Consider the following 21,516-nt stretch of genomic DNA (forward strand, 5'->3'; position numbering starts at 1 on the left):
TTCCTCGTTGCGAGACAAATTGAATCCTCCTAGAACGGAGAGAGAACGTACGGCGATTCCAATGGCAGAATACGATGGACGAGCAATTGCTAACTTCGTTCTCGACTATTGCGATAGCCGGGGCCGGCCCGTCACCAATCTGTCGCTACAGAAGATTGTGTACTTTTGTCACGTCTGGTCGTTGATCGAACTCGGGCGCCCCTTAGTTCGGCACAAGTTTGAAGCGTGGGAGTTCGGACCGGTCCTCCCCTACTTGTACAGAGAATTTAGAGCTTTCGATCGATCGCCAATTACCGGAAGATCGACTCAGCTTAGCCGCATCGACGGCAGACAGGCCGTTGTCGAGTATCTATTCGATTCTCAAACCGATGCGCTTCTGCAGAAAATTATTGGATTTTACAGCCAGCTGCGCACTAGCGAATTGGTAAAGCTTACCCATGCGGATGATGGGCCTTGGCACAAGGTGTGGAATCACGGTGGAATAGTAAACCCAGGGATGAGAATCGACGACTCGGAAATTGTGAGGTTCTACGCGAAGGCAAGGCGGCCGTTCTTAATCCAATGATGGTGTAGGCAAATGGCGGACTTACGCATTCCCAGTGTTCAACATCTCGCTCGCAATTGGCGAAGCAATCCAATCTTGATCGCGAGAATGCTAGTTCGGCTCGCTGAGAACCCGCCGATCTTTAATTACAATCCTCTCTTCGGCGCCGTCCGCGACCTACTCGTCTTGGGGGTTCCTTACGAGCAGGTTGTCGAAGGCATCAAGAAGATAAAACGCGCAGACGTTCGAGAAAACTTGCTTGGCGTACTCCCGCTGATCCGAGATCACTTTGCGGGCGTGACGCCCGACTTCTTCCAAGCCATTGAAAGACGATACTATCCGGTTGGACGCGGATTGATGGTGCCCTTTGAACCGCCCATGATCTACGGCGTCGGAGGACAATTATATTTTCCTTGGTTTAGCTTCTGGCGCCAGAACCCACTTGCCGACGAGCGACTTTCGCTATTCGCGGCCATTGTCGATGACGTCATGATGCAAGATCCTGATCTCGACAGTGCGCGGTTCGAGATTCTTGATTTTAGTTGCCTAGGGCCGAAGCAGCCGCGCGTTCTTCGAGTAATCGATGCGAGAGAGATTCCTCGGATCCGCGAAGGCCGTAAGACTGAAATGCTGGAGGCATTTGCTGAAGGCTATTTCCTAGCTGTTGAGACACTGAAGGGACAACCTAAGGCCTCAAGAGACGAGCGGGACTCGAATGAGTCGGGAAGAGATGAAGACCAACTTCGACTTTTCGACTAGCGCTCTGAGCAACCGGATGAGGCATTCACAGGGCAAGCTTGTACGGCTTCCCGTCTCGAACTTTTTCTAACAGCACAACAGCCTCTTTTGAATACTTATGAAACACGGTTTTTGCGCCGCCCTTCACAGCACAATGGTATCTATTGTCAGTCTCAGTGATATTAACGCTTGTCTCGGCCTGGATTCGCTCAATCAATTGCCGCGCGCGGTGCCAACCAGCAAAGCCGAGCTGTTGACCGACCTGGGTTAGCACATATGGATGGGCGAGGTTTGCATTATTCGCCTCAACGAGCCCCAATAGATGCGGCAACTCCTTTTCGGATTCTGCCAACCCCTCAAGGGTGTCGTAGTTGACCTCGAATTGCTTTCGCGGAATGTCTGTCCGCACAATCTTGTACATACGAGAGGCAATTGCCCGCAATGTGCGAACGTTGATTGAACCAATCTCGCGCTCCTGCGCAATCGCCTTAAAAATCCAAGAAAATTCATCGGCCAAGATTGCGCGAACGCGGTACTGTCGCGCCCCCGATCCCACGACGTACTCCTCGCGGTACGAGGACAACGATTGCGCGTCCGATTTCCACTGCACGTAGAATATATTCGAAATCAGGCGTTCATCACCCCCGATGATCTCACCGACGTCTTCAATGATTTCCGTGACATTTGGATCACCAAACCCATATCCAAATACGAAAACCGGATGTTCGGCGAGGTAAGTAAGTAATTTGGCAGAGATGTACTTCTTCTTCTGCCTGTAATTATCGTAATCGTCTGCAGTTAGCACGATCGACGGCGGATCATCAGTGCTTCCATGAATCTTGAATATCTCACCGATCATATTCAGATCATAACGAATGACCTGTTCTCCAACGATGGGCTCGTACCCTTCGAATATCTGCTCCATGAAGTTGTCGTAGTTGGTGGTAATGATCGCGTGAGGATTAGTAGCTTTGAGCAGCTCTATCTCTGCCGCCAGGGGCAATTTAGATATCTGAGATGGCTTGGGCTGAAAGGCTGCAATCTCTCTACAAGCTAAATGTTTCAAGAAGCAACTGCGATGAACTTCCGTTTCGAAGTACTCCTTCGGAAATTGTGCCTTTCCTTTCTTCCAAGCCCACTCAAATACTCTGTCCTGCAGTAACTGACCGAGCGCGATCGCTTCTCCATTGCATTTTTGAAGCAAGTAGTTGAACTCGGACTCGTCGATGGCAATACGTTGCGCCACGATACGGAGCAATTCGATCCATCCCGGCGACTTAAAATATCGTTTCGGCACGCCCGAACCGATAAAGAATATGGGCTGACACTGCAGATTGTCGAGCGTATCCCTTATCAGCGCTGTGTTGCGCTCCATGTACCGAAGATACTCAGCATTTATCTGCGGCTTCTCGGGCGGCGGGGTCATGGCGTCGCCCCGATGGCTACAGCAGAAAGCGCTTTATCGAGAGAAAAGCGATCTGTCGCGCCGTCTTGAAACCGAACACCAAAACACTTCGTCGTATATCCTGGACCACTCTCATGCTTAGGAAAGAACGCCACCGGAGGCGAACTCACCTGCCAGTTTGTCTTCGCGCAGTAGGCTTCGTACAACGCGCTTAACTCGCGGAATTCGTCATCGGACACATCCGAGTTAAGCACAGTCGATTGCAGAATTTGATCGAAGAACTTACGCGCTTCGGCGATCGTCTCGAAGCAACGACCACTATTCAGCTCAATGCGTTTTCGCACCATGGCCCCCTCAATGCATTGATACAAAATCTTCGCCAGATTTCCGCCCATTCTACGACCTGCGGAAAGACAGCCTTCTTTGCTATTGCTTATCTCTCACCCCGCTCTTTCATTTCAACGAGCTAAGCAAGATCGGCAATGTCATCCAGCATCTGTTGCGATTCAGGCGAACGGATCAACTTGTCCGCAAAAATTTCGAGCTCTCTAATATTCTGCTCGGATGAATCATCCAAATCGTCGCTCCCAAGGTTTTTCAATAGCGGGCCGTCCACGCGCCTATATCGATCCTTGAGCAACATAGGCATCAAGTCGTCGGTTACTACCGTCTGGCTTTGGAGCAACATTGATATTATGGGGACACCGCGGTTAGCCAATATCCAACTAATATTGCCCCACTTCTTCACTTCGTTGTAGAGGTACGGCCTCGCCTCCCTACCAGTACCCAGCGAGAGCATCGTGATATCCTTTAGCTCCCACCCTAGCCGCATCGCATGCATCAGCGTCACAATACTAGGATTGGCGGCGAATAGACCTCCGTCCACTAAACTCTCAAAGTTGTTCTTCTGATGGAGCTTCTCCACGCGTGCCGGCTCGAAGAAAGTCGGCGCAGCAGAGGTAGCTCTCGCGAGATCCTTTACGAAATATTGCCGCTTCTTCCCATCCGTAGAAAGACTCGAAAATACTTTAGGCCGACGCTCCTCTATCTCGTAGGCAGTAATCAAAAAGTCGCTCAGCACCTCGTCCGAAATTGAATCGCCTAGCAACTCTTGAAGTATCTGCTCGAGCGGACTTACACTGTACTTGTCGTCGAACATGATCCCGAACACCTGCATACTTTGCTGCACGCCAAATATCTCTTTTGACCTATTCCTGTACAAGTTCACCAGATCAGTACTCGTACACGCAGGCTTCGTTCGATCTTTGACGCCAGGTGCGCAGAGACCTAATGCAATGATGCCTCCGGTGGAGGTGCCCGCCACCAAATCAAAATAGGAGGCCACAGGCCTATTCTTTTTTCTCTTCTTCAGTTTCTCTTCCAGCTCGCGCAATATGAGCGCCGGAATGATGCCACGAACTCCGCCGCCATCGATCGTTAGGATGAGCTTCTTATCTGCCATTCCGGACCTTCAAATGCTGAAATCAATTATGCCAAGCCAGTACAATTACAAACATAGGCTCTTCCGTAAACTCTACTTATAGACGAGAGACGTGGACCGATCTACATAGGTCCAGCGTCGGCTAAAGAAGTCCCAGCGGATTGCTTCATCTGATTTTTGGCGATCGGGTTTCAGCAGAGGTTGGTCAACCACCATTTCCAGAATTCCGCTATACTCGCCCCGGCAGCATCAGCCGGAGGCGCAGCCCGTGGAGCACGACCGCAACCCCTCCCCCGAAAAACCTCGTCATCTGCTGTGACGGCACCGGCAACGAGATTTCGGAGAACATCTCCAACGTCCTGAAGCTCTATCGCTGCCTGCGCAAGACGGACAGGATGTAGCCGCAGCAGATGGTGCTCTGCGATGCCCAGGGTCGGCTCGGTGGCGGGCACCCGTAAACGCCCCCCGCGCCCGTTAACCGTCCATTAACCAACGCACCCTAGCCTGCTGTAATCGTCCAGCCATCATTAGCTCGAAATGCCTTCCCGGTTCGCTCCAGGAGAAGCGCCGATGTGCGTTGCGTTGTTGACGTATGCCGATCTCAGTGCCCGCCTCAACATCTCGCGCGAGGCCGCGCGGTCGCTGGCGCGACGACGCCGGCTGCCGCGCTCGCGTTCGGATGACGGCAAGGCCCTGGTGAGCGTTGATCTCGCCGAGCTCCGGTACACACCCCGCCCGCGACGTGCCCGCCCGGCAGACCCCATCGCCGCCTCCATGGCAAGGATCGAGGCAATCAAGATCGAGTCCTTCAAGGCGGAGATCGCGCGGCTCGAAGACGTCGCAACCGCCTACAGGGCCGTGTTCGAACGCGAGCGGGAGCGCGCCGATCGCCTCGCCGTCGAGCTGCAGCAGGCGACCGCCGAGACCATGGCAGCCAATTCGTGGGCGTCGCGACTGGAAGACGAAGTGACGGCGCTGCGGAGCGATCGCCGGGACGGCTCGATCGCGGGACACGCCGCGCGTCGATTGGGACATCTGGCCGCCGCCATCGTCAAAGCAGACCGCGCGGCTAGCAGGTAGCGCTCGAGACTTTCTCTAATCCCCGGCTTGCCGGACCAATCGCGAGGGAAAAATGGCTGGCAATATCGATATTCATGAAATGAAGGCCCGCATCGTCGTGTTCGGTGTCGGCGGCGCAGGCGGCAATGCCGTCAACAACATGATCACGGCCGGGCTGCAAGGGGTCGAGTTCGTGGTCGCCAACACCGACGCGCAGGCGCTGGCGATGTCGAAGGCGAAGCACCTCATCCAGCTCGGCACGCATGTCACCGCAGGCCTCGGCGCCGGCTCGCAGCCGGAACTGGGCCGCGCCGCAGCCGAGGAGGCCATCGATGCGATCCGCAATCAGTTGACCGGCGCGCACATGGTGTTCGTGACTTCAGGCATGGGCGGCGGCACCGGCACCGGAGCCGCACCCGTCGTCGCCAGGACCGCGCGCGAGCTCGGCATTCTCACGATCGGCGTGGTCACCAAGCCGTTCTACTTCGAGGGCCAGCGCCGCATGCGCTTTGCCGAGGCCGGCATCGAGGAGCTGCTGAAGACGGTCGACACCCTCCTGATCATCCCGAACCAGAACCTGTTCCGGGTGGCCAGCGACAAGACCACATTCGCCGATGCCTTCGCCCTTGCCGACCAGGTGCTTTATTCGGGCGTGGCCTGCATCAGCGACCTCATCGTCAAGGAAGGCCTGATCAATCTCGATTTTGCCGACGTCCTCTCCGTCATGAAGGAGAAGGGCAAGGCCATGATGGGACGGGGCGAGGCCTCCGGCGAGAAGCGCGTGCTCGCCGCCGCCGTCGCCGCGATCTCCAATCCGTTGATCGAGAACCCCTCGATCAAGCGCGCCAGTGGTCTCATCATCTCCATTACCGGCGGCAAGGATCTCATGCTGTACGAGGTCGACGAAGCGGCCAGCCGCATTCGCGACGAGGCCGACCCGGACGCCAACATCATCGTCGGCGCGTCGTTCGACGAAAGCCTCGAAGGCATCGTCCGCGTCTCGGTGGTGGCGACCGGCATCGACAATCTCGACCCGGCGCAGGCGCTGCCGGTGGAAACCGCCCTCACGCAGCTCGCCGGCAGGCTGCGCAACGACAGCCGCCGCATCGCCGATCGCATCGAGCGCAGCGCACCGATTCCGCAAGCGGGCAGCCCGCCGCTCCGCCCGCAGCCGCACCACCCCGTGGGGCCACCGGCCCGGCCGGGTCTGGACCATGCGCGCCAGGCGGCCGACCGGCCGCTCGATCCTTACGGCCGCGCCTCTCTGCGCAATGCGCCCGACGAGGCCGTTCTCGATATCCCGGCCTTCCTGCGCCGCGCCGCCAACTGAGGGGTCGAGAGAGCCGCGGTTGCTTGCATGGCGACTACGGAGTCCAACAACAGGTCGTCATCCCGGGGCGCGACGAAGTCGCGAGCCCGGGATCCATAACCACCATCGTGAGTATGGATTCCGGGCTCGCGCCAAGAGGCGCGCCCCGGAATGACGGAGTAAAACAACAACTCTCCCGCTTTGGCGGGCGCCTCACCATGAATGTTTGATATCTCGCCGCGGAAACGAGTCCTCATCCTGAGGAGCCCGCCTCGATCGGGCGTCTCGAAGGATACGCCGCAACGAAACCAGCCGCCGATGCTTCACGCTGCCGTGCTGCGCGGGCTCTCCGCGGTTTCCTTCTTGTCCGGTTCCTTGTCGCGCGACAGCCAGGCCGGAAAGCGAAGCAGGCGTTCGTTGGTGTCTTTCGGCAGCTCGATGGGCGGCGCTTCAACGGCCGAACTCGGCAAGTCCAGCGCTGCCTGTCCGGATCGCACCGCATCCGCACGCTGATCCAGTTCGCGCAAGAGGGGATCGAGCACGCTGTCGATCTCGGTCGCCACCGACACGAGGAAACTATTGAGCTCGCGCGCCTCGGGCACGACGGCCGCAGCCTGCTCGATCGCGCTGGAGAGACCGTCGACGACGGGCGCAAACGCGCCAGCGGCTTGCTTGACTCGCGTCTTGATCAATTCGATCTCGCTCAGGACGCGCTCACGCTCCCGCCTTTTCTTCTCTTCCGAAAGGCGGGCTTCGATTTCGGCGATCTGGGCCGTCAGGGTCGTGGCTTCGGATGCGAGCGCATCGCGTCGTCCGCGCGCGCGATCGAGATCGCGGCTGAGATTGTCCACTAAGTCGTCCTTTCCGAACATGGCTTTGCTCCGTAGGACAGGCGCTTTGCCCTGTAGGACGGCCTTGGCGCGAACCGCCAGCCTCGCCACCGACCGGATGGCCGGATCGGCCGAAACAGGCATCAACCTCGGTCGCGTCACATGGGCCGACATGGTGATCCCCCCATCGTCAACATTAGGCGACCGCATGGTTAACAAGAGGTTAATATCAACAGATGATGGGGCAATGGGGCCGTCCGTGTCCCCTACCCCCGAAAATCGATGCTCCGCAGCACGATCCCCGGCGGAGTGCCTTCGAACTCCGTCGCCTGGTACTTCCGTCCCGCGCAGGCTTCGATGCGCTCGCGCAGGCGGGTGAACTGGGCTTCGCGCTCATTGGGTCTGGCGCGCGGGCCGCGCTCGAGATCGTCCATGGCGGAGGTCGAGATCGCGCAGGCGAATTCCTTCGCGCCGTCCTGCATCGAGAACTGGACGATGCCGCGGTCCTGGTCGTGGCCGATGAAACGGCCGCTGGTGAGGGTCATGGGGTTACTCCTGTACTGCGTGCGTCCCGGCCTGGTGCGCCACTGCGCACGGGGGGCCGGGACCTGTGACCCGGTCGGCTTGATTCAAGCACGCCGTGGCACGAGCATCTGCAACAACTCAATTCCGTGGCTATGGGTCCTGGATCTGCGCTTCGCTTGTCCGGGACGACACCTGTGGAGCGGCCGCCTTCAGCCGTCGCCGTTGAGCCTTGCGAAATCGTCGAACAGGGCGGCCACCAGCGCGCGGTGGCGGGTGTCCTCGGCGGGCAGGCTCGCGGCATAGAGGTTGAGCAGATAGCGGGCCTTCACCGCGGCTTCCGGCCACGACATCGCCGGCACCGTCAGCATGCGGCTTTCGAGATCGGCCTCGCGCTCGCGCAGCTCGCGGACATTGTTCTCGACCTCGGACAGCGCGCGGCGCAGATCGGTGGCCTTTTGCGCGGCCATGCCGCGGTGCTTGTCGAGCTCGACCGGAACATCAGTCATGGGCGGTCGCATCGATGCGTTGAGCGTCCGCGAGGTCGACCGAGCCGATCGCATGCACTTCCGTGGTGCCGCCGCGCGCGCCCTCGGTGGGCACCGTGATCATGGTGGCGACGCGGCGCCAGGCGGCGAACGACAGGCCCTCGATCATCTCCTCGTCGGTGACGACCTCGTAGCGGCCCGCCGGCAATTCGCGCGCGATGCCGCGGATGTGGAACGGATGCTTGAACGTCACGGATTCGTGCCGCGAGCGGATGGTCATGCGCGCCTGCCTTTCAAAAAGAGGGGCCCCACCGGACGCTGGCGAGCGCGAGCATGCGCGCGTTGCGCGGCAATAGCCAGCGTTATTGTCGGCGGCGCGCGCGGCGTTTTAGCCCTCGCTATCGGCGCGGTGCAGGCGTAGAGTCATCGCATCACCGCACATCTCGCAACGGCTTCGACCGGTGACTGAGGGTCACGTGCGCTCCCGCCGCAAGTTCGAGCAGGAGCAAGCATGTCGCAGTTTCGCCTTTCCGAATGGATCGTGCCGCCGGTGGTGGTTCCGCTGTTCCTTCTGCTGCTGGTGTGCGCGGCGGCCATCTTCAATGGCTAGGGCCATTCGCGTGCCCTATCTCGTCAGCGCCACCAACGAATATGGCTGCGCCAATCTCGGCCGCGGCAGCGCCAGCCTGGCGTTGCGGCTGGCGCGAAAATTCCTGCGCGACGGCGCCATCGACGTGAAGGTCTGCACGCCGCGCGGACGCGTGCTGCAATCGGACGAACTGGACGAACTCGCACCCCCAGATAAATCTCAGAAGGAGACCGACATGGCCAAGGGACAGCAACGCGGCAATCGCGAGACCAAGAAGCCGAAGAAGGACAAGGCCAAGGTGATCGCGGCAGCGCCGAGCCGCAAGGATGTGGCCTGGCAGCCGGATTTCGGACCGGGGAAGAAGAAGTAGCGGCTTCCTTCGCCTCTCCCCCCGCCTGCGGCCCGCGAGCGGGGCGAGGGAGCGCAGCGTCGCCGGCTCCTCGCCGTCGCGCTTTTTTGCTATACTCGTCCCGGTAGCATTACCGGGAGGGGATGACCCGTGGAGCACGACCGCACGACCGCGCCGAAGAACCTCGTCATCTGCTGTGACGGCACCGGCAACGAGATCTCGGAGAACATCTCCAACGTCCTGAAGCTCTATCGCTGCCTGCGCAAGACCGACAGGACGCAGCCGCGGCAGATGGTGTTTTACGACCCCGGCGTCGGCACGGTGACGGAGCCGACGACGTGGCACCGCTTGAAAGCCAATATCAATCTGGTGCTGGGGCTCGCCACCGGCTACGGGCTCGACGACAACGTGCTGTCGGCCTATTGCTTCCTGGTCGAGCATTACGCGCCGGGCGACCGCATCTACCTGTTCGGCTTTTCGCGCGGGGCCTACACGGTTCGCGTGCTGGCGGGGCTGATCCACAAGGTCGGGCTGATCAGGCCGGAGCAGGCGAACCTCGCAGGCTCGGGCCTCGTCGCCTACAAGCAATATTCCGGCACCGGGCGCGGCAACGACCTCGAGGATCTCTCGGACGTCGCCTTCGACGACCAGGGGCCGCTGCCGAAGGACGAGTTCGATCTCGCCGCCCAGTTCGCGCGCATCACCTCGACGCGCTGGCCGACCATCCACTTCATCGGCGTGTGGGACACCGTGGCGAGCGTGATCGTGCCGCGCGCCGACCGGCTGTTCTGGCCGAGCCTGGAGGAGCTCGCCTTCACGTTGCGCAACCCCAGCGTCAAGATCTTCCGGCAGGCGATCGCGATCGACGAGCGGCGCTGCATGTTCCGCCTCAAGAAGTACTGCGAGCCGCAGGAGTTCTGGAGCAACCGGTATGTCCCCGACGAGAAGAAGGTGCCGCAGGACATTCTGCAGGTGTGGTTCGCCGGCGTGCACAGTGACGTCGGCGGCGGCTATCCGGAGGCGCACAGCGGGGACTCGAAATATCCGCTGATCTGGATGATCGCGGAGGCGGAGAAGGCGGGGCTGAACTTCAACCCCGCGACCATCAAGCAGCTCGCCTGGGGCATCCAGCGCAAGAACTCACCGTTTCAATACGTCGAGCCGGCCTACACTGGGAAGACGGGCGTGCTGCACGATTCGATGACGCCGGGCTGGCGGGTTCTGGAATATCTGCCGAAGAGCGCGAAGTACCGGGAGTGGCCGGAGCGGAAAGTGTTTCTCGGCTTCTACATCCCCGATTGCGAGCCGCGCCCCATTCCCGAAGGCGCGCATGTGCATGAGAGCGTGTTGAAGCGGATGGCCGTGGAGCCGGACTACCGGCCGGTGAATTTGCCGAAGGAGTACGTGACGGTGCCGATGCCGGTGGGGCCGCAGCATGCGGAGATGGAGACGGCGGAGATGTGAGGAGGGCGGCGCTCTCATTAACGGGTGTGGAGGCAGGTGCGCCAACATCACCGCGGTCGTCCCTGCGAAAGCAGGGACCCATAACCACAGGAAGTGGTTTGGCGAAGACTCGTTGTTCGGGACTGCTTTCGGGCGCAACCGAGACATCACGCGGTATGGGTCCCTGCTTTCGCAGGGACGACGACGGAGTTTGAGGCGGCCCCACCCCGCTACCGCCGCTTTCTTCCTTCGCCGCTACTTTTCATTAAAATTCTCCCGCCCGCCTTAGCCGGATCGCATCAACTCATCCGCATCATCCTGCACAGGATCCGCCGCTAGACCTGCGGAATTGGAGGAGAGTGCCAATGTATCCGCGTAAATATGCCCGCGTGAAGCCTGCCGGGCTGGTGTCGCGCCAGGCCAAGATCATCACCGACCCGCGCGCACCTGTGATCAACTGCACGCTGATCGACTATTCGCCCGGCGGCGCCTGCGTCGATCTCGGCGGCCAGGTGAACATCCCCGACAGATTCGAGCTGCTGCACGTCAACACCAAGAAGCGCTGCCGCATCGCCTGGAAGCGCGGCACGCGGGTGGGCGTGGTGTTCTGAGGGACATCTTGCTTGCCCTCCCCTTGCGGGGGAGGGTCAAGAGGAAGCTACTTCCGCATCCTCGCTTTCGCGCCGCCGACGATCTGCATGGCGACGCCGGCGATCCAGCCGAGCAGAGCGAGCCAGGTCCAGGCCATGTGCGGGTCGAGACGGAGCACGATGACGGCGACGGAGGCGAGCGCGGTGAGCGTGGCGCAGAGCGTGCCGGCCGCGCTGAGGAATTCGGCGGCGTCGATCGCGCTATGCGCCTCGTCGAACGGCAATTGCGGCGTGTCGATGCCGAGATAGAAGCCGACGAAGCCCAGCAGCATCATCACCATCAGAAACCCCTGCGTGGTGAGCGCCGATATCGCCGATCCCACATAGGCGCCGACGAACAGCCCGCACGCCGCGCCGGCCATCGCAAGCCCCACGCGCTCGAACACATGGGCGGTTTGGCGAACACGAAAACGCATGGCGGGCCTCCGCGAGGAGTGGGGTCGCGCAAGGTTAGGCCAGTTTTGCGGGGGGTGGAAGCTGGGGAGATTTACGGAGGGGGAGGGGTGGGCGAAAGCGCCGCGCGACATTCTCCGCTGTCGTCCCTGCGCACGCAGGGACCCATAACCACAGGAAGTGGTGAGGCGAAGACTCTTAGTTAAGTTGTCAACCGGCACCGCGCGCCATCGATGGATCACGCGGTATGGGTCCCTGCATGCGCATTGCATGCGCAGGGACGACAGCAGAGTTTGTGGTGCGGATATCGCGCCACACGTGCAGCACGCACACGCGGCCCCTACCGCGCCCCGAACGTGGTCTTGCCGAACAGCGCCTTCTGCGTCGAGGGCTGCGAGCGCCAGTATTGCGGCGGGGCTTCGACCTCGCCGCCGACATCGGCTGCGGCGTGCCAGGCCCAGCGCGGGTCGTAGAGCATGCCGCGGGCGAGCGCGACCATGTCGGCCTTGCCGGATGCGACGATCTCTTCGGCCTGCCTGCCGTCGGTGATCAGGCCGACGGCGATCGTCGGCAGTCCGGTCTCGCGCCTGATCGCCTCCGCGAACTGCACCTGATAGCCGGGGCCGAGCGGGATCTTCTGCAGCGGCGAGACGCCGCCGGAGGAGGCATCGATCCAGTCGACGCCGCGCGCCTTCAGCGCGTTGGCGAACTCGATCGTCTGCGCCAGATCCCAGCCGCCCTCGACCCAGTCGGTCGACGACACCCGCATGCCGACCGGCTTGTCGTGCGGGAAGACGGCGCGCACCGCATCAAAGATCTCGAGCGGAAAGCGCATGCGGTTCTGCAAACACCCGCCATATTCGTCGGTGCGCCTGTTGGAGATCGGCGACAGGAACTGATGCAAGAGATAGCCGTGCGCGCCGTGCAGCTCGATGGCGTCGATGCCGATGCGCTCGGCGCGGCGAGCTGCGTCGACGAAGGCCTCGCGGATGCGCTTGAGGCCCGCTGCGTCCAGCGCGAGCGGCGCGGCTTCGCCTTCCTTGTGCGGCAGCGCCGATGGCGCCACCGTCTGCCAGCCGCCCTGCTCCACCGGGATCAGCTGGCCGCCGTCCCAGGGCCGCGCGCTCGACGCTTTCCGGCCCGCATGGGCGAGCTGCATCGCGATCGCGGTGGAGGAATGCTTGCGCACCGAGGCGAGCACCTGCTTCAGCGCGGCCTCGGCGGCATCGCTGTAGAGCCCGAGGCAGCCCGGCGTGATGCGGCCGATCGCCTCGACATGGGTCGCCTCGATGCAGAACATCGCCGCGCCCGACAGGCTGAGATTGTTGATGTGGGTGAAGTGCCAGTCATTGGCGACGCCGTCGTCGGCCGAATATTGGCACATCGGCGACACCACGATGCGGTTCTTCAACGTCAGGCCGCGCAGCTTGATCGGGGAAAACAGGACGCTCATGCGGGGGAGTTCCGGGGGATGAGAGGGGCAGTGGAAAGAGTGTAGTATGCGGACAGACGATTGCTAGGCGCGCTGGGGAATGGCGGCTCGCCTCGGCGTGCATTCCCGCAATGTGGTCGCGAGATGACGCGGCAAATTCCGCTGTCATCCCGGACAAGCGTCAGCGCAGATCCGGGATCCATAGCCACAGGACAAAGTCGTCGAGCGAACTGCCACTCCGGGTCATCGTCAAATCACGCCCTGTGGGTATGGGTCCCGGGCTCGCGACTTCGTCGCGCCCCGGGACGACAGCAGTGGCCTACTCCGCCAGCGTGAATTGCAGCAGCAGGGTCCGCTGCAGCATCGAAAAATTGTCGTCGGAGATCAGCGTCAGCACGGTCTCGCCTTCGGCCGTGACGTGGGCGTCGATGCCTTCCATGTTGTCGACCTCGTGGCCGAGATCGGCGGCGAACAGCGCGGGGCCGTCGACCACCGCGCCAGGGGCGATCGACTTCAGCGGGATCGAGCGGATGCGGATGTTGACGCCGGTGAACCAGGAGAATTTGCGCTCGAGGATCAGAAGCTCGCCGGAGGGCAGCAGCACGGCGTCGCTGATGTCGTATTTCTCGGTGCGGCGCACGCTGAACTGGCCGGGCGAGGGGCCGCCGATCAGGAAGGCTGTGAGGTTGCCGTCGGCATCCAGCCCGCGCTCGGAGAAGGCGATCAGGGTGCCCGCCAGCGGCATGTTCTGGTCTTTGCCCTTGTCCTTTTCTTTGGGCACGACGACCAGCGCCTCCAGCCCCTTGTTGGAGGGCAGCTTGCGGATCCCCGCCGGCACCGGCACCACCTCGCCGCGCGCCCGCGTGCCGCCCTTGGAGAAATCGTAGCGCAGGATCTGGTTGACGCGCTCGAGCCCGACATAGACGAAATTGCCGTCGCGCGCGATCGATTCCGAGTCCCACCACAGGCGTTTTTCCGTGATCGGCCGCCCCTCGGCGCCGAGCAGCGGCGCGGCCTCGACGTCGTCGAGCCCGGTCATCTTGCCATTGGCGTAGCGGATGCGACCGGTGAACCAGCCGCCCTGGTCGGAGACCGCGAGGAAGCCCTCGCCCTTGGCGTCGAGCCGGATGCCGGACAGGCCGCCAAAGCCGCGATAGCGCGAGGTCAGCACCAGGCCGCTGCGATAGTCCAGCGAGCCGAAGCGCGTGCGCGTGCGGTCGCGCGGCTCGAAATTCGGAATGGCGCGCGCGTTGACCTCGACGCTGACAGGCTCGACGACGGCGTTCTCGACCTGAAGCGCGCGCGGCGGCGGCTCGGCCGCGGCTTGCGCCAGCGCGAAGCGAGAGACTGCGAGTGTGGAAAATCCCGCCGCTGCAAAGCCGATAAAGCTGCGGCGGGATCGATGCGTGCTCACGAATGCAATTTGCGTCGCGGGCGACCGGCCGGCTGGGTGGGTGCGGTGTTGGTCTCGCTGAAGAGTTCAGCGAGCTTCTCGGTGATGGCGCCGCCGAGCTCCTCGGCATCCACGATCGTCACCGCGCGGCGATAATAGCGCGTCACGTCGTGGCCGATGCCGATCGCGATCAGCTCGACCGGCGAGCGGGTCTCGATCTCCTCGATGATGTGGCGCAGATGCCGCTCGAGATAATTGCCGGGATTGACCGACAGCGTGGAATCGTCGACCGGCGCACCGTCCGAGATCATCATCAGGATCTTGCGCTGCTCGGGCCGGCCCAGGAGGCGCTTATGCGCCCAGTCCAGCGCCTCGCCGTCGATGTTCTCCTTGAGGAGACCCTCGCGCATCATCAGGCCGAGATTTTTTCGCGCACGACGCCACGGAGCATCCGCCGACTTGTAGATGATGTGGCGGAGATCGTTGAGGCGGCCGGGATTGGCCGGCTTGCCGGCGGCAAGCCACGCTTCGCGGGACTGGCCACCTTTCCAGGCGCGCGTGGTAAATCCCAAAATCTCGACCTTGACGCCGCAACGCTCCAGCGTGCGCGCGAGGATGTCGGCGCAGGTCGCCGCGACCGTAATGGGCCGTCCGCGCATGGAGCCGGAATTGTCGAGCAGCAGCGTCACCACGGTGTCGCGGAACGTGGCCTCCTTCTCGTGCATGAAGGACAGCGGATGATAGGGATCGGTGACGACGCGCGACAGGCGCGCGGGGTCCAGAATGCCCTCTTCGAGATCGAACTCCCAGGCGCGGTTCTGCTGCGCCATCAGGCGGCGCTGCAGGCGGTTCGCGAGGCGGGCGACGATGCCCTGAAGATGCGCGAGCTGCTTGTCGAGATAGGCGCGCAGGCGCTCCAGCTCGTCATGGTCGCAGAGGTCTTCGGCGGCGATGATCTCGTCGAATTTCGGCGCGAAGGCGTGATATTCCGGCCCGCGCGGCTCGTTTTTGCCGTGCGAATTCGGACGCGTCGCCTCGCCCGGCGTCTCGTCGTCACCGAGCTCACCGTCGTCGAACGTGTCCGAGGTCGAGGCCTGCGCGCTTTCCATCGCGCTCTCGCTCATCTCTTCCGAGCTCGCCTGCGCCTGGTCGGCGCTCATCTCCTGCGCGGCGTCGGAATCGGGCGAGCCTTCGGCGCCGGACTGGTCGTTGTCGCCGTCCTGGTTCTCGTCGTTCTCGTCATTGTCTTCGCTGTCGGCGTTGCGCTCGTCGCCGATATCGAGCGCGGTCAGGAGATCGTGCACGGCGTCGCCGAACCGGGTCTGGTCCTCGACCAGGGTGTCGAGCCGGTCGAGCCGCTTGCCGATCTTGTCTTCGAGAATGGGACGCCAGAGATCGACCATCTTCTTCGCGGCCGTCGGCGGCGCCATGCCGGTCAGGCGCTCGCGCACCAGCATCGCCAGCGCGTCGGCCAGCGGCGCGTCGGCACGGTCGGTGATCTCGTCGAACTTGCCGCGGTGGAAATGGTCGTCGAGCATCGCGGTGAGGTTTTTCGCAACGCCCGCCATGCGCCGCGCGCCGATCGCCTCCACCCTCGCCTGCTCCACCGCCTCGAACACGCCGCGCGCCTGCGGATTGCCGGGCATCAGCTTGCGATGCAGTTTGGCATCGTGACAGGCGATCTTGAGCGCGATGGAATCGGCGTGACCGCGCACGATGGCGGCATCACGCTTGGTCATTTTGCGCGCGGGCTCTGGCAGCCGCGCCTTGCCGGGCGCGAGGCCCGGCCGCTCGGCCGCGAAACTGACGTCGAGCTCCGGCGTCTTGGCAATCGCCTTGAGGCAGGAGGCCACCGAGCGCTTGAACGGCTCGGTCGGCGCTTCCTTGGTGCTGCGGAATTTGGAGTTGGAGGTGGTCATCTGACCCTATCTGTCGTCCCGGCGAACGCCGGGACCCATAACCACCGGCCGCTCTCGTGTCAGGAAACTATCAGCGTCGTTTCAATCGAAACATCACGCGGTATGGGTCCCGGCGTTCGCCGGGACGACACACCGTGAGAGATCAGCTCAGCGCCACATTCACCGCCGATTCCGGCAGCTCCGCGTTGAAGCAGCGCTGGTAGAACTCGGCGACCAGGGGACGTTCGAGCTCGTCGCACTTGTTGAGGAAGGTGACGCGGAACGCGAAGCCGATATCGCCGAAGATGTCGGCGTTCTCGGCCCAGGTGATCACCGTGCGCGGGCTCATCACCGTCGACAGATCGCCATTGGCGAAAGCGTTACGGGTGAGATCGGCGAGGCGCACCATCTTGTTGACGATGTCGCGGCCTTCCTGCGTGCGATAATGCTTGGCCTTGGCCAGCACGATCTCCACTTCCTCGTCATGGCTGAGATAGTTCAGCGTGGTGACGATCGACCAGCGGTCCATCTGGCCCTGGTTGATCTGCTGGGTGCCGTGATAGAGGCCCGAGGTGTCGCCGAGGCCAACCGTATTCGCCGTGGCGAAAAGCCGGAACGCCGGATGCGGCTTGATCACCTTGTTCTGGTCGAGCAGCGTCAGGCGGCCCGAGACTTCCAGCACGCGCTGGATCACGAACATCACGTCGGGGCGGCCGGCGTCGTATTCGTCGAACACCAGCGCGACGTTGTTCTGCAGCGCCCAGGGCAAAATGCCATCGCGGAATTCGGTGACCTGCTTGCCGTCACGGACCACGATCGAGTCCTTGCCGACGAGGTCGATACGGCTGATGTGGCTGTCAAGGTTGACGCGGACGCAGGGCCAGTTCAGCCGTGCCGCGACCTGCTCGATATGGGTGGATTTGCCGGTGCCGTGATAGCCGGTCACCATCACGCGGCGGTTGCGGGCGAAGCCGGCGAGAATGGCGAGCGTGGTGGCGCGGTCGAAGCGATAGTCGGAATCGACTTCGGGCACGTGAGGATCGACTTCGGAATAGGCAGGGACTTCGAGATCGCTGTCGATCCCGAACACCTGCCGCACCGACACCTTCATGTCGGGCAGACCGGAAACTTCCTCAACTTTGGACAGGGCGGCGGTCGTCATCAATCCTCCGAGGTCCCGGGCGGTCCCGAAACCGGTTATTTGCACGTTGGCTGCGGCTGGGTGCTGAAAATCAACCTATCAGAGACCAGTGGCCGGCAGAAGCCCGTGCCACAATCAAAGTTCCATTGTCTTTTCATTTAGATAGGCAAGGAACGCAGTTTTTGGAGGGCTGCCTTGCGAATCACGCGCGAATTTCGCGCCGGGGCGGGCGGTCCTGTCGACGCGAATGGCACTTTCGCCGCACGCCCTTACTTATGTAGGGTCGAACGGCCGTCATTCCGGGGCGCGCACAGCGCGAACCCGGAATCTCGAGATTCCGGGTTCGATGCTTCGCATCGCCCCGGAATGACAGCGCCTCTGGAGACGACGTGACGTCCTTCCTCGATCCCCTCATCTCGTTCGTCTCGGCCCATCCGTGGCTGGCCTATCTGACCCTGTTCCTGGCCGCCCTGCTCGAAGCGGTCCCGGTGGTGGGATCGGTCATCCCCGGCTCGACCATCATTCTGGCGCTCAGCGCCCTGGTTCCGGGCGGCGAGCTGAAACTGCAATGGGTGCTGCTGGCAGCGGCGGTCGGCGCCGTGCTCGGTGACGGCTCGGCCTACTGGATCGGGCACCGGCAGCAGCGCGAGATCCTCAACACCTGGCCGCTGACCAATTATCCCCGCGTGGTCGCCGAGAGCGAAAGCTTCTTCCACCGCTTCGGCACCTGGGCCGTGTTCTTCGCCCGTTTCGTGCCGCCGATCCGGGCCTTCGTGCCGGTCACGGCGGGCGCGCTGGGCATGGCGCCGGCAAAATTCTACGCGGTGAACATCCCGGCGATCCTGGTCTGGGCGCCCGCCCATGTGCTGCCGGGCGTGCTGGCGGTGTCGGCCCTGCACGAATATGCCGGGCTGCATCACCACGGGCATGTCGGCAAGCACATCTGGATGCTGACCGTGGTGGCGGTGGCGATCATGGGCGGTCTTGGCGTGTGGGTCTATCGGAGGCGGAACGGCGGCGGTGTCGTGGAAGCGAAGCCGCGGGTGTAGGAAGTCGCCACACCAAAAGTGTCGTCCCTGCGCACGCAGGGACCCATACCGCGTGATCTATCTATAAGACGGCGGTGCTTGTACCCCGGGAGGACTCTTCCACAACCAGTCTTCGCCAAACTGCTTCCTGGGCTTATGGGTCCCTGCGTTCGCAGGGACGACAGCGGAATATAACGCGCTCGCAGTGCCGCTAACCCGCAGCCCCCACTCTTCTCCCCGGCGCAGGTCCCACATACCTTGCCCTCGGCCTGATCAGCTTCCCGAACTGCAATTGCTCGCTGGCGTGTGCGATCCAGCCGACGCTGCGGGCCATCGCGAACAGAGCGAGCTCGCCGCCGGCGGGCAGGCGCAGCGCGTGCACGAGCACAGCGAGGGCATAGTCGATATTGACGAATTCGCCGGTCGCCTCCGCGATCCGCTCCGGCACCTCGCGCGTGAATTTTCGCGGCGCGCCGGCGCGGGAGAGCGCATTCAGCAGCGATTGCGCGCGGGGATCGCCGCGCTTGTAGACGCCATGGCCGAAGCCGGCAAACCGCTCGCCGAGCGCGACGCGCTCGCGCACCATCGGGGCGACGTCGCGATCGATCAGGGTCTTGACGAGCTGCGAGGCCAGCACGCTGGCGCCGCCGTGCTTCGGCCCCTTCAACGAGGCGAGACCGGCGATCACGGCATCATAGAGGTTGAGGCCGGTCGAAGCCGCGCAGCGCGCCGTGAAGGTCGAAGCATTCAGCTCATGATCGGCGAGCAGAACGAGGGCGCGGCGGATCAGATCGGGCGCGTGCTTGTTGTCCGCCGCCCAGGCTTTTGCGATCTGCTGATGCAGCGGCTCGGCCGAGGGTTCGGCATTGAGCATGGTCGCGACCAGCAGCCGGACGATCCGTCCGCCGACCATGGCACGGCCGTCGGGCGCACGGGTGAACGCACGAGGATCGACGCTCGCGGCCAGCGCGAGCACGGCGATGGCGCGGTCGATCGGCGCGGCCCGGCGTGCAGCTTCTGCGATCGTGCGCATCTCTTCGGAGAGCGCGGGCTGATTGTCCGGAGCGAACGGGTCGACCTCGGAGACATCCCATAGCAGCGTCGCGGTGTGCTCCAGCGTGTCGTTCTCGGCGAGATCGACGCAATTGACGCCCCGATAGATCGCGCCCTCTTCGGTGATGGTCGAGATCTCCGTGTCCATGACAGGCAGGTCGGCGTCGAAGCTGCGCAGGCCGCGCGGCTCCGGGGACGGCACCCGGCGCTCCTTCAGTGCGCGAACGTCCTCGGCGCGGTAGCGGTTTTTGCGCGAGTCCGGCGTCGGCTCGGAGCGGATCAGGCCGCGGCTGACATAGGCGTAGAGCGTGGCCGGCGAGATCGCGAGCTCGGCGGCGGCTTCCCGGGCGGAGAGATAGAGCCCCTCGGAATTTTTCATATTGATTTATGTAATCAAGATTGATCAATCTGTCGAGAGGCCCGAATTTCCCTTGGTGCAACGCAAAGGGAGATTTGGGCCATGAACATCCACCTCACCAAAAGCCAGATCGGGCTGGACGGCGTTCCCGCGGCCGAGACCGTGCTGAGCCATGTCGACGGCGAGCGCGGCGAATTGATCATCGCCGGCGAGCATGTCGGTCGACTGGCGAGCCAGTCGAGCTTCGAGGGCGTCACCGCCCGGCTCTGGAACGGCGCCAGCAAGACCACCCTCACCGAAGCCAATGTGCGGGCGAGCCTCGGCCTTGCGCGCGAGCGCGCCTTCGCGCGGCTGCCGGACCTGCTGCCGGCAACGCGCGGCATGGGCGTCATCGACGGGTTTCGCGCGGCGGTCGCGGGACTTCGCGCCGAGCACGGGCTCGAGCACGAAGCGACGATCGTCGGCGCGTTTCCGGTGATCGCAGGCGCGCTGGTCCGGCGCGCAAAAGGACTCGACCCGGTCGCACCCGATCCCAATGTCAGCCATGCCGCCGATACGCTTCGGATGTTGCACGGGCGCGCGCCTGAGACCGGCGAGGTCACCGCGCTCGATGCCTATCTCGTCACCGCCAGCGACCACGGCATGAACGCCTCGACCTTCACCGCGCGCGTGGTGGCCTCGACGCAAGCCGATCTGTTTGCCGCGGTGACTGCGGGCTATTGCGCGCTCACGGGCCCGCTGCATGGCGGCGCGCCGGAGCCGGTGCTGGAGATGCTGGACGCGATCGGCTCGCGCGAACGCATCCAGCCCTGGGTCGATGCGGCGCTGGCCCGCGGCGAGCGGATGATGGGCTTCGGTCACCGCGTCTATCGCGTGCGCGATCCGCGCGCCGACGTGCTCAAGACCGCGGTCGAGGCGCTGGCGTCCAACGGCACCGATTTGCCCTTTGCCGGCGAGGTCGAGGCCTATATCCGGAGCGCGCTGCGCAAGAAGAATCCGGAGCGGCCGCTGGAGACCAATGTCGAGTTCTTCACCGCGATCCTGCTCGATGCGCTGGCGATCCCGAGGCAGGCGTTCACGCCGATCTTCGCGGTCGCGCGCGCCGCAGGCTGGACCGCGCATGCGCTCGAGCAGCGGCGGACCGGGCGGCTGATCAGGCCGAGTTCGTCGTATGTGGGGGCGATGCCGGAGGCGTAGGCGACCAGCGCGCGGAAAGAGGCGCAACAGCGGAGTCAATCACTCCGCTGTCGTCCCTGCGAAAGCAATGCGAAAGCAGGGACCCATACCGCGTGATTTATCGGTGAGAGACAGGTGTGAGGACCACGGGAAGACCATTTCACTATGAGTCTTCGCCAAACGTCTCCCTGGGGTTATGGGTCCCGGATCTGCGCTCCGCTTGTCCGGGACGACACCGAGGGTTTGGCGCCGAGGTGCCTCGCACCTACACAGCGCC

At 62.9% G+C, this 21,516-nt stretch carries 22 protein-coding genes and 1 pseudogene; 10 read left to right on the plus strand and 13 right to left on the minus strand.

The window, feature by feature from the left end:
* Positions 1–61 precede the first annotated feature (61 nt).
* A complete protein-coding gene (locus XI03_RS13130) occupies positions 62–565 on the plus strand; it encodes a Panacea domain-containing protein (protein WP_038974707.1) in 504 nt (167 codons plus the stop codon).
* 87 nt (positions 566–652) lie between these two features.
* A complete protein-coding gene (locus XI03_RS13135; RefSeq protein ID WP_271592364.1) occupies positions 653–1,303 on the plus strand; it encodes a hypothetical protein in 651 nt (216 codons plus the stop codon).
* Between the two features lie 25 nt (positions 1,304–1,328).
* Here XI03_RS13135 and XI03_RS13140 read toward each other — a convergent pair whose 3' ends face one another.
* From XI03_RS13140 to XI03_RS13150, 3 genes are all read right to left on the minus strand, one after another.
* Complete coding sequence (locus XI03_RS13140; protein WP_049801886.1) at positions 1,329–2,708, minus strand: SIR2 family NAD-dependent protein deacylase; 1,380 nt, start codon at positions 2,706–2,708, stop codon at positions 1,329–1,331.
* Positions 2,705–3,082, minus strand: a complete 378-nt coding sequence (locus XI03_RS13145; protein ID WP_271592365.1) for a hypothetical protein — start codon at positions 3,080–3,082, stop codon at positions 2,705–2,707. Before XI03_RS13145 ends, XI03_RS13140 begins: the two co-directional genes overlap by 4 nt.
* A gap of 71 nt (positions 3,083–3,153) precedes the next feature.
* Positions 3,154–4,149: a patatin-like phospholipase family protein gene (locus XI03_RS13150; RefSeq protein ID WP_028141847.1), complete on the minus strand. Its 996-nt coding sequence runs from the start codon at positions 4,147–4,149 to the stop codon at positions 3,154–3,156.
* A 227-nt stretch (positions 4,150–4,376) separates the two neighbouring features.
* Between XI03_RS13150 and XI03_RS13155 the strand changes: the two are divergent.
* From XI03_RS13155 to ftsZ, 3 genes and pseudogenes are all read left to right on the plus strand, one after another.
* Positions 4,377–4,526 (plus strand): annotated as a pseudogene (locus tag XI03_RS13155) (phospholipase effector Tle1 domain-containing protein); the annotation flags it as partial.
* 172 nt (positions 4,527–4,698) lie between these two features.
* Positions 4,699–5,208 (plus strand): hypothetical protein, encoded by a 510-nt coding sequence (locus tag XI03_RS13160; RefSeq protein WP_271592366.1) that lies wholly within the window; start codon positions 4,699–4,701, stop codon positions 5,206–5,208.
* 52 nt (positions 5,209–5,260) lie between these two features.
* Positions 5,261–6,517 carry a cell division protein FtsZ gene (ftsZ, locus tag XI03_RS13165; RefSeq protein WP_152102052.1) on the plus strand — a complete coding sequence of 419 codons (1,257 nt, stop codon included), beginning with the start codon at positions 5,261–5,263 and terminating at the stop codon, positions 6,515–6,517.
* A 302-nt stretch (positions 6,518–6,819) separates the two neighbouring features.
* On the opposite strand, the gene XI03_RS13170 is transcribed toward ftsZ, so the two are convergent.
* The 4 genes from XI03_RS13170 to XI03_RS13185 all read right to left on the minus strand — a co-directional run bounded on the left by XI03_RS13170 (position 6,820) and on the right by XI03_RS13185 (position 8,616).
* Positions 6,820–7,368, minus strand: a complete 549-nt coding sequence (locus XI03_RS13170; RefSeq protein ID WP_244439191.1) for a hypothetical protein — start codon at positions 7,366–7,368, stop codon at positions 6,820–6,822.
* A 224-nt stretch (positions 7,369–7,592) separates the two neighbouring features.
* Positions 7,593–7,871, minus strand: coding sequence for a DUF1488 family protein (locus XI03_RS13175; RefSeq protein ID WP_028141851.1), 279 nt, complete (start codon positions 7,869–7,871; stop codon positions 7,593–7,595).
* Between the two features lie 189 nt (positions 7,872–8,060).
* On the minus strand, positions 8,061–8,357 hold the full coding sequence (locus XI03_RS13180; protein WP_271592367.1) for a hypothetical protein: 297 nt from the start codon (positions 8,355–8,357) through the stop codon (positions 8,061–8,063).
* Positions 8,350–8,616, minus strand: coding sequence for a hypothetical protein (locus XI03_RS13185; RefSeq protein WP_271592368.1), 267 nt, complete (start codon positions 8,614–8,616; stop codon positions 8,350–8,352). Before XI03_RS13185 ends, XI03_RS13180 begins: the two co-directional genes overlap by 8 nt.
* 322 nt (positions 8,617–8,938) lie before the next feature.
* On the opposite strand from XI03_RS13185, the gene XI03_RS13190 reads away from it, so the two are divergent.
* The 3 genes from XI03_RS13190 to XI03_RS13200 all read left to right on the plus strand — a co-directional run bounded on the left by XI03_RS13190 (position 8,939) and on the right by XI03_RS13200 (position 11,328).
* Positions 8,939–9,295 carry a hypothetical protein gene (locus XI03_RS13190; protein ID WP_131233096.1) on the plus strand — a complete coding sequence of 119 codons (357 nt, stop codon included), beginning with the start codon at positions 8,939–8,941 and terminating at the stop codon, positions 9,293–9,295.
* A gap of 129 nt (positions 9,296–9,424) precedes the next feature.
* Positions 9,425–10,738, plus strand: a complete 1,314-nt coding sequence (locus XI03_RS13195) for a DUF2235 domain-containing protein (protein WP_271592369.1) — start codon at positions 9,425–9,427, stop codon at positions 10,736–10,738.
* 344 nt (positions 10,739–11,082) lie between these two features.
* Positions 11,083–11,328: a PilZ domain-containing protein gene (locus XI03_RS13200; protein WP_026201681.1), complete on the plus strand. Its 246-nt coding sequence runs from the start codon at positions 11,083–11,085 to the stop codon at positions 11,326–11,328.
* 47 nt (positions 11,329–11,375) lie between these two features.
* Here XI03_RS13200 and XI03_RS13205 read toward each other — a convergent pair whose 3' ends face one another.
* The 5 genes from XI03_RS13205 to cobS form a co-directional block, all read right to left on the minus strand.
* A complete protein-coding gene (locus tag XI03_RS13205; protein WP_028141855.1) occupies positions 11,376–11,783 on the minus strand; it encodes a hypothetical protein in 408 nt (135 codons plus the stop codon).
* 317 nt (positions 11,784–12,100) lie between these two features.
* Complete coding sequence (locus XI03_RS13210; RefSeq protein ID WP_271592370.1) at positions 12,101–13,213, minus strand: NADH:flavin oxidoreductase/NADH oxidase; 1,113 nt, start codon at positions 13,211–13,213, stop codon at positions 12,101–12,103.
* A 298-nt stretch (positions 13,214–13,511) separates the two neighbouring features.
* The gene (locus XI03_RS13215; protein WP_271592371.1) at positions 13,512–14,606 is read right to left on the minus strand and encodes an esterase-like activity of phytase family protein; all 1,095 of its coding nucleotides are present in this window, start codon (positions 14,604–14,606) and stop codon (positions 13,512–13,514) included.
* Positions 14,603–16,504 carry a cobaltochelatase subunit CobT gene (gene cobT / locus XI03_RS13220; RefSeq protein ID WP_028141858.1) on the minus strand — a complete coding sequence of 634 codons (1,902 nt, stop codon included), beginning with the start codon at positions 16,502–16,504 and terminating at the stop codon, positions 14,603–14,605. Before cobT ends, XI03_RS13215 begins: the two co-directional genes overlap by 4 nt.
* A gap of 142 nt (positions 16,505–16,646) precedes the next feature.
* On the minus strand, positions 16,647–17,645 hold the full coding sequence (cobS, locus tag XI03_RS13225) for a cobaltochelatase subunit CobS (RefSeq protein WP_028141859.1): 999 nt from the start codon (positions 17,643–17,645) through the stop codon (positions 16,647–16,649).
* A 368-nt stretch (positions 17,646–18,013) separates the two neighbouring features.
* Here cobS and XI03_RS13230 point away from each other — a divergent pair, with 368 nt between their 5' ends.
* On the plus strand, positions 18,014–18,673 hold the full coding sequence (locus XI03_RS13230) for a DedA family protein (RefSeq protein WP_271592372.1): 660 nt from the start codon (positions 18,014–18,016) through the stop codon (positions 18,671–18,673).
* Between the two features lie 190 nt (positions 18,674–18,863).
* Here the strand turns inward: XI03_RS13230 and XI03_RS13235 are convergent, their stop codons facing one another.
* Positions 18,864–20,084 (minus strand): citrate/2-methylcitrate synthase, encoded by a 1,221-nt coding sequence (locus XI03_RS13235; RefSeq protein WP_038972785.1) that lies wholly within the window; start codon positions 20,082–20,084, stop codon positions 18,864–18,866.
* A gap of 81 nt (positions 20,085–20,165) precedes the next feature.
* Here XI03_RS13235 and XI03_RS13240 point away from each other — a divergent pair, with 81 nt between their 5' ends.
* Positions 20,166–21,260: a citrate synthase/methylcitrate synthase gene (locus XI03_RS13240; protein WP_028141862.1), complete on the plus strand. Its 1,095-nt coding sequence runs from the start codon at positions 20,166–20,168 to the stop codon at positions 21,258–21,260.
* Positions 21,261–21,516: the final 256 nt, after the last annotated feature.

Source organism: Bradyrhizobium sp. CCBAU 65884 (genome assembly GCF_028128835.1).
Taxonomy (GTDB): Bacteria; Pseudomonadota; Alphaproteobacteria; order Rhizobiales; family Xanthobacteraceae; genus Bradyrhizobium; species Bradyrhizobium ottawaense.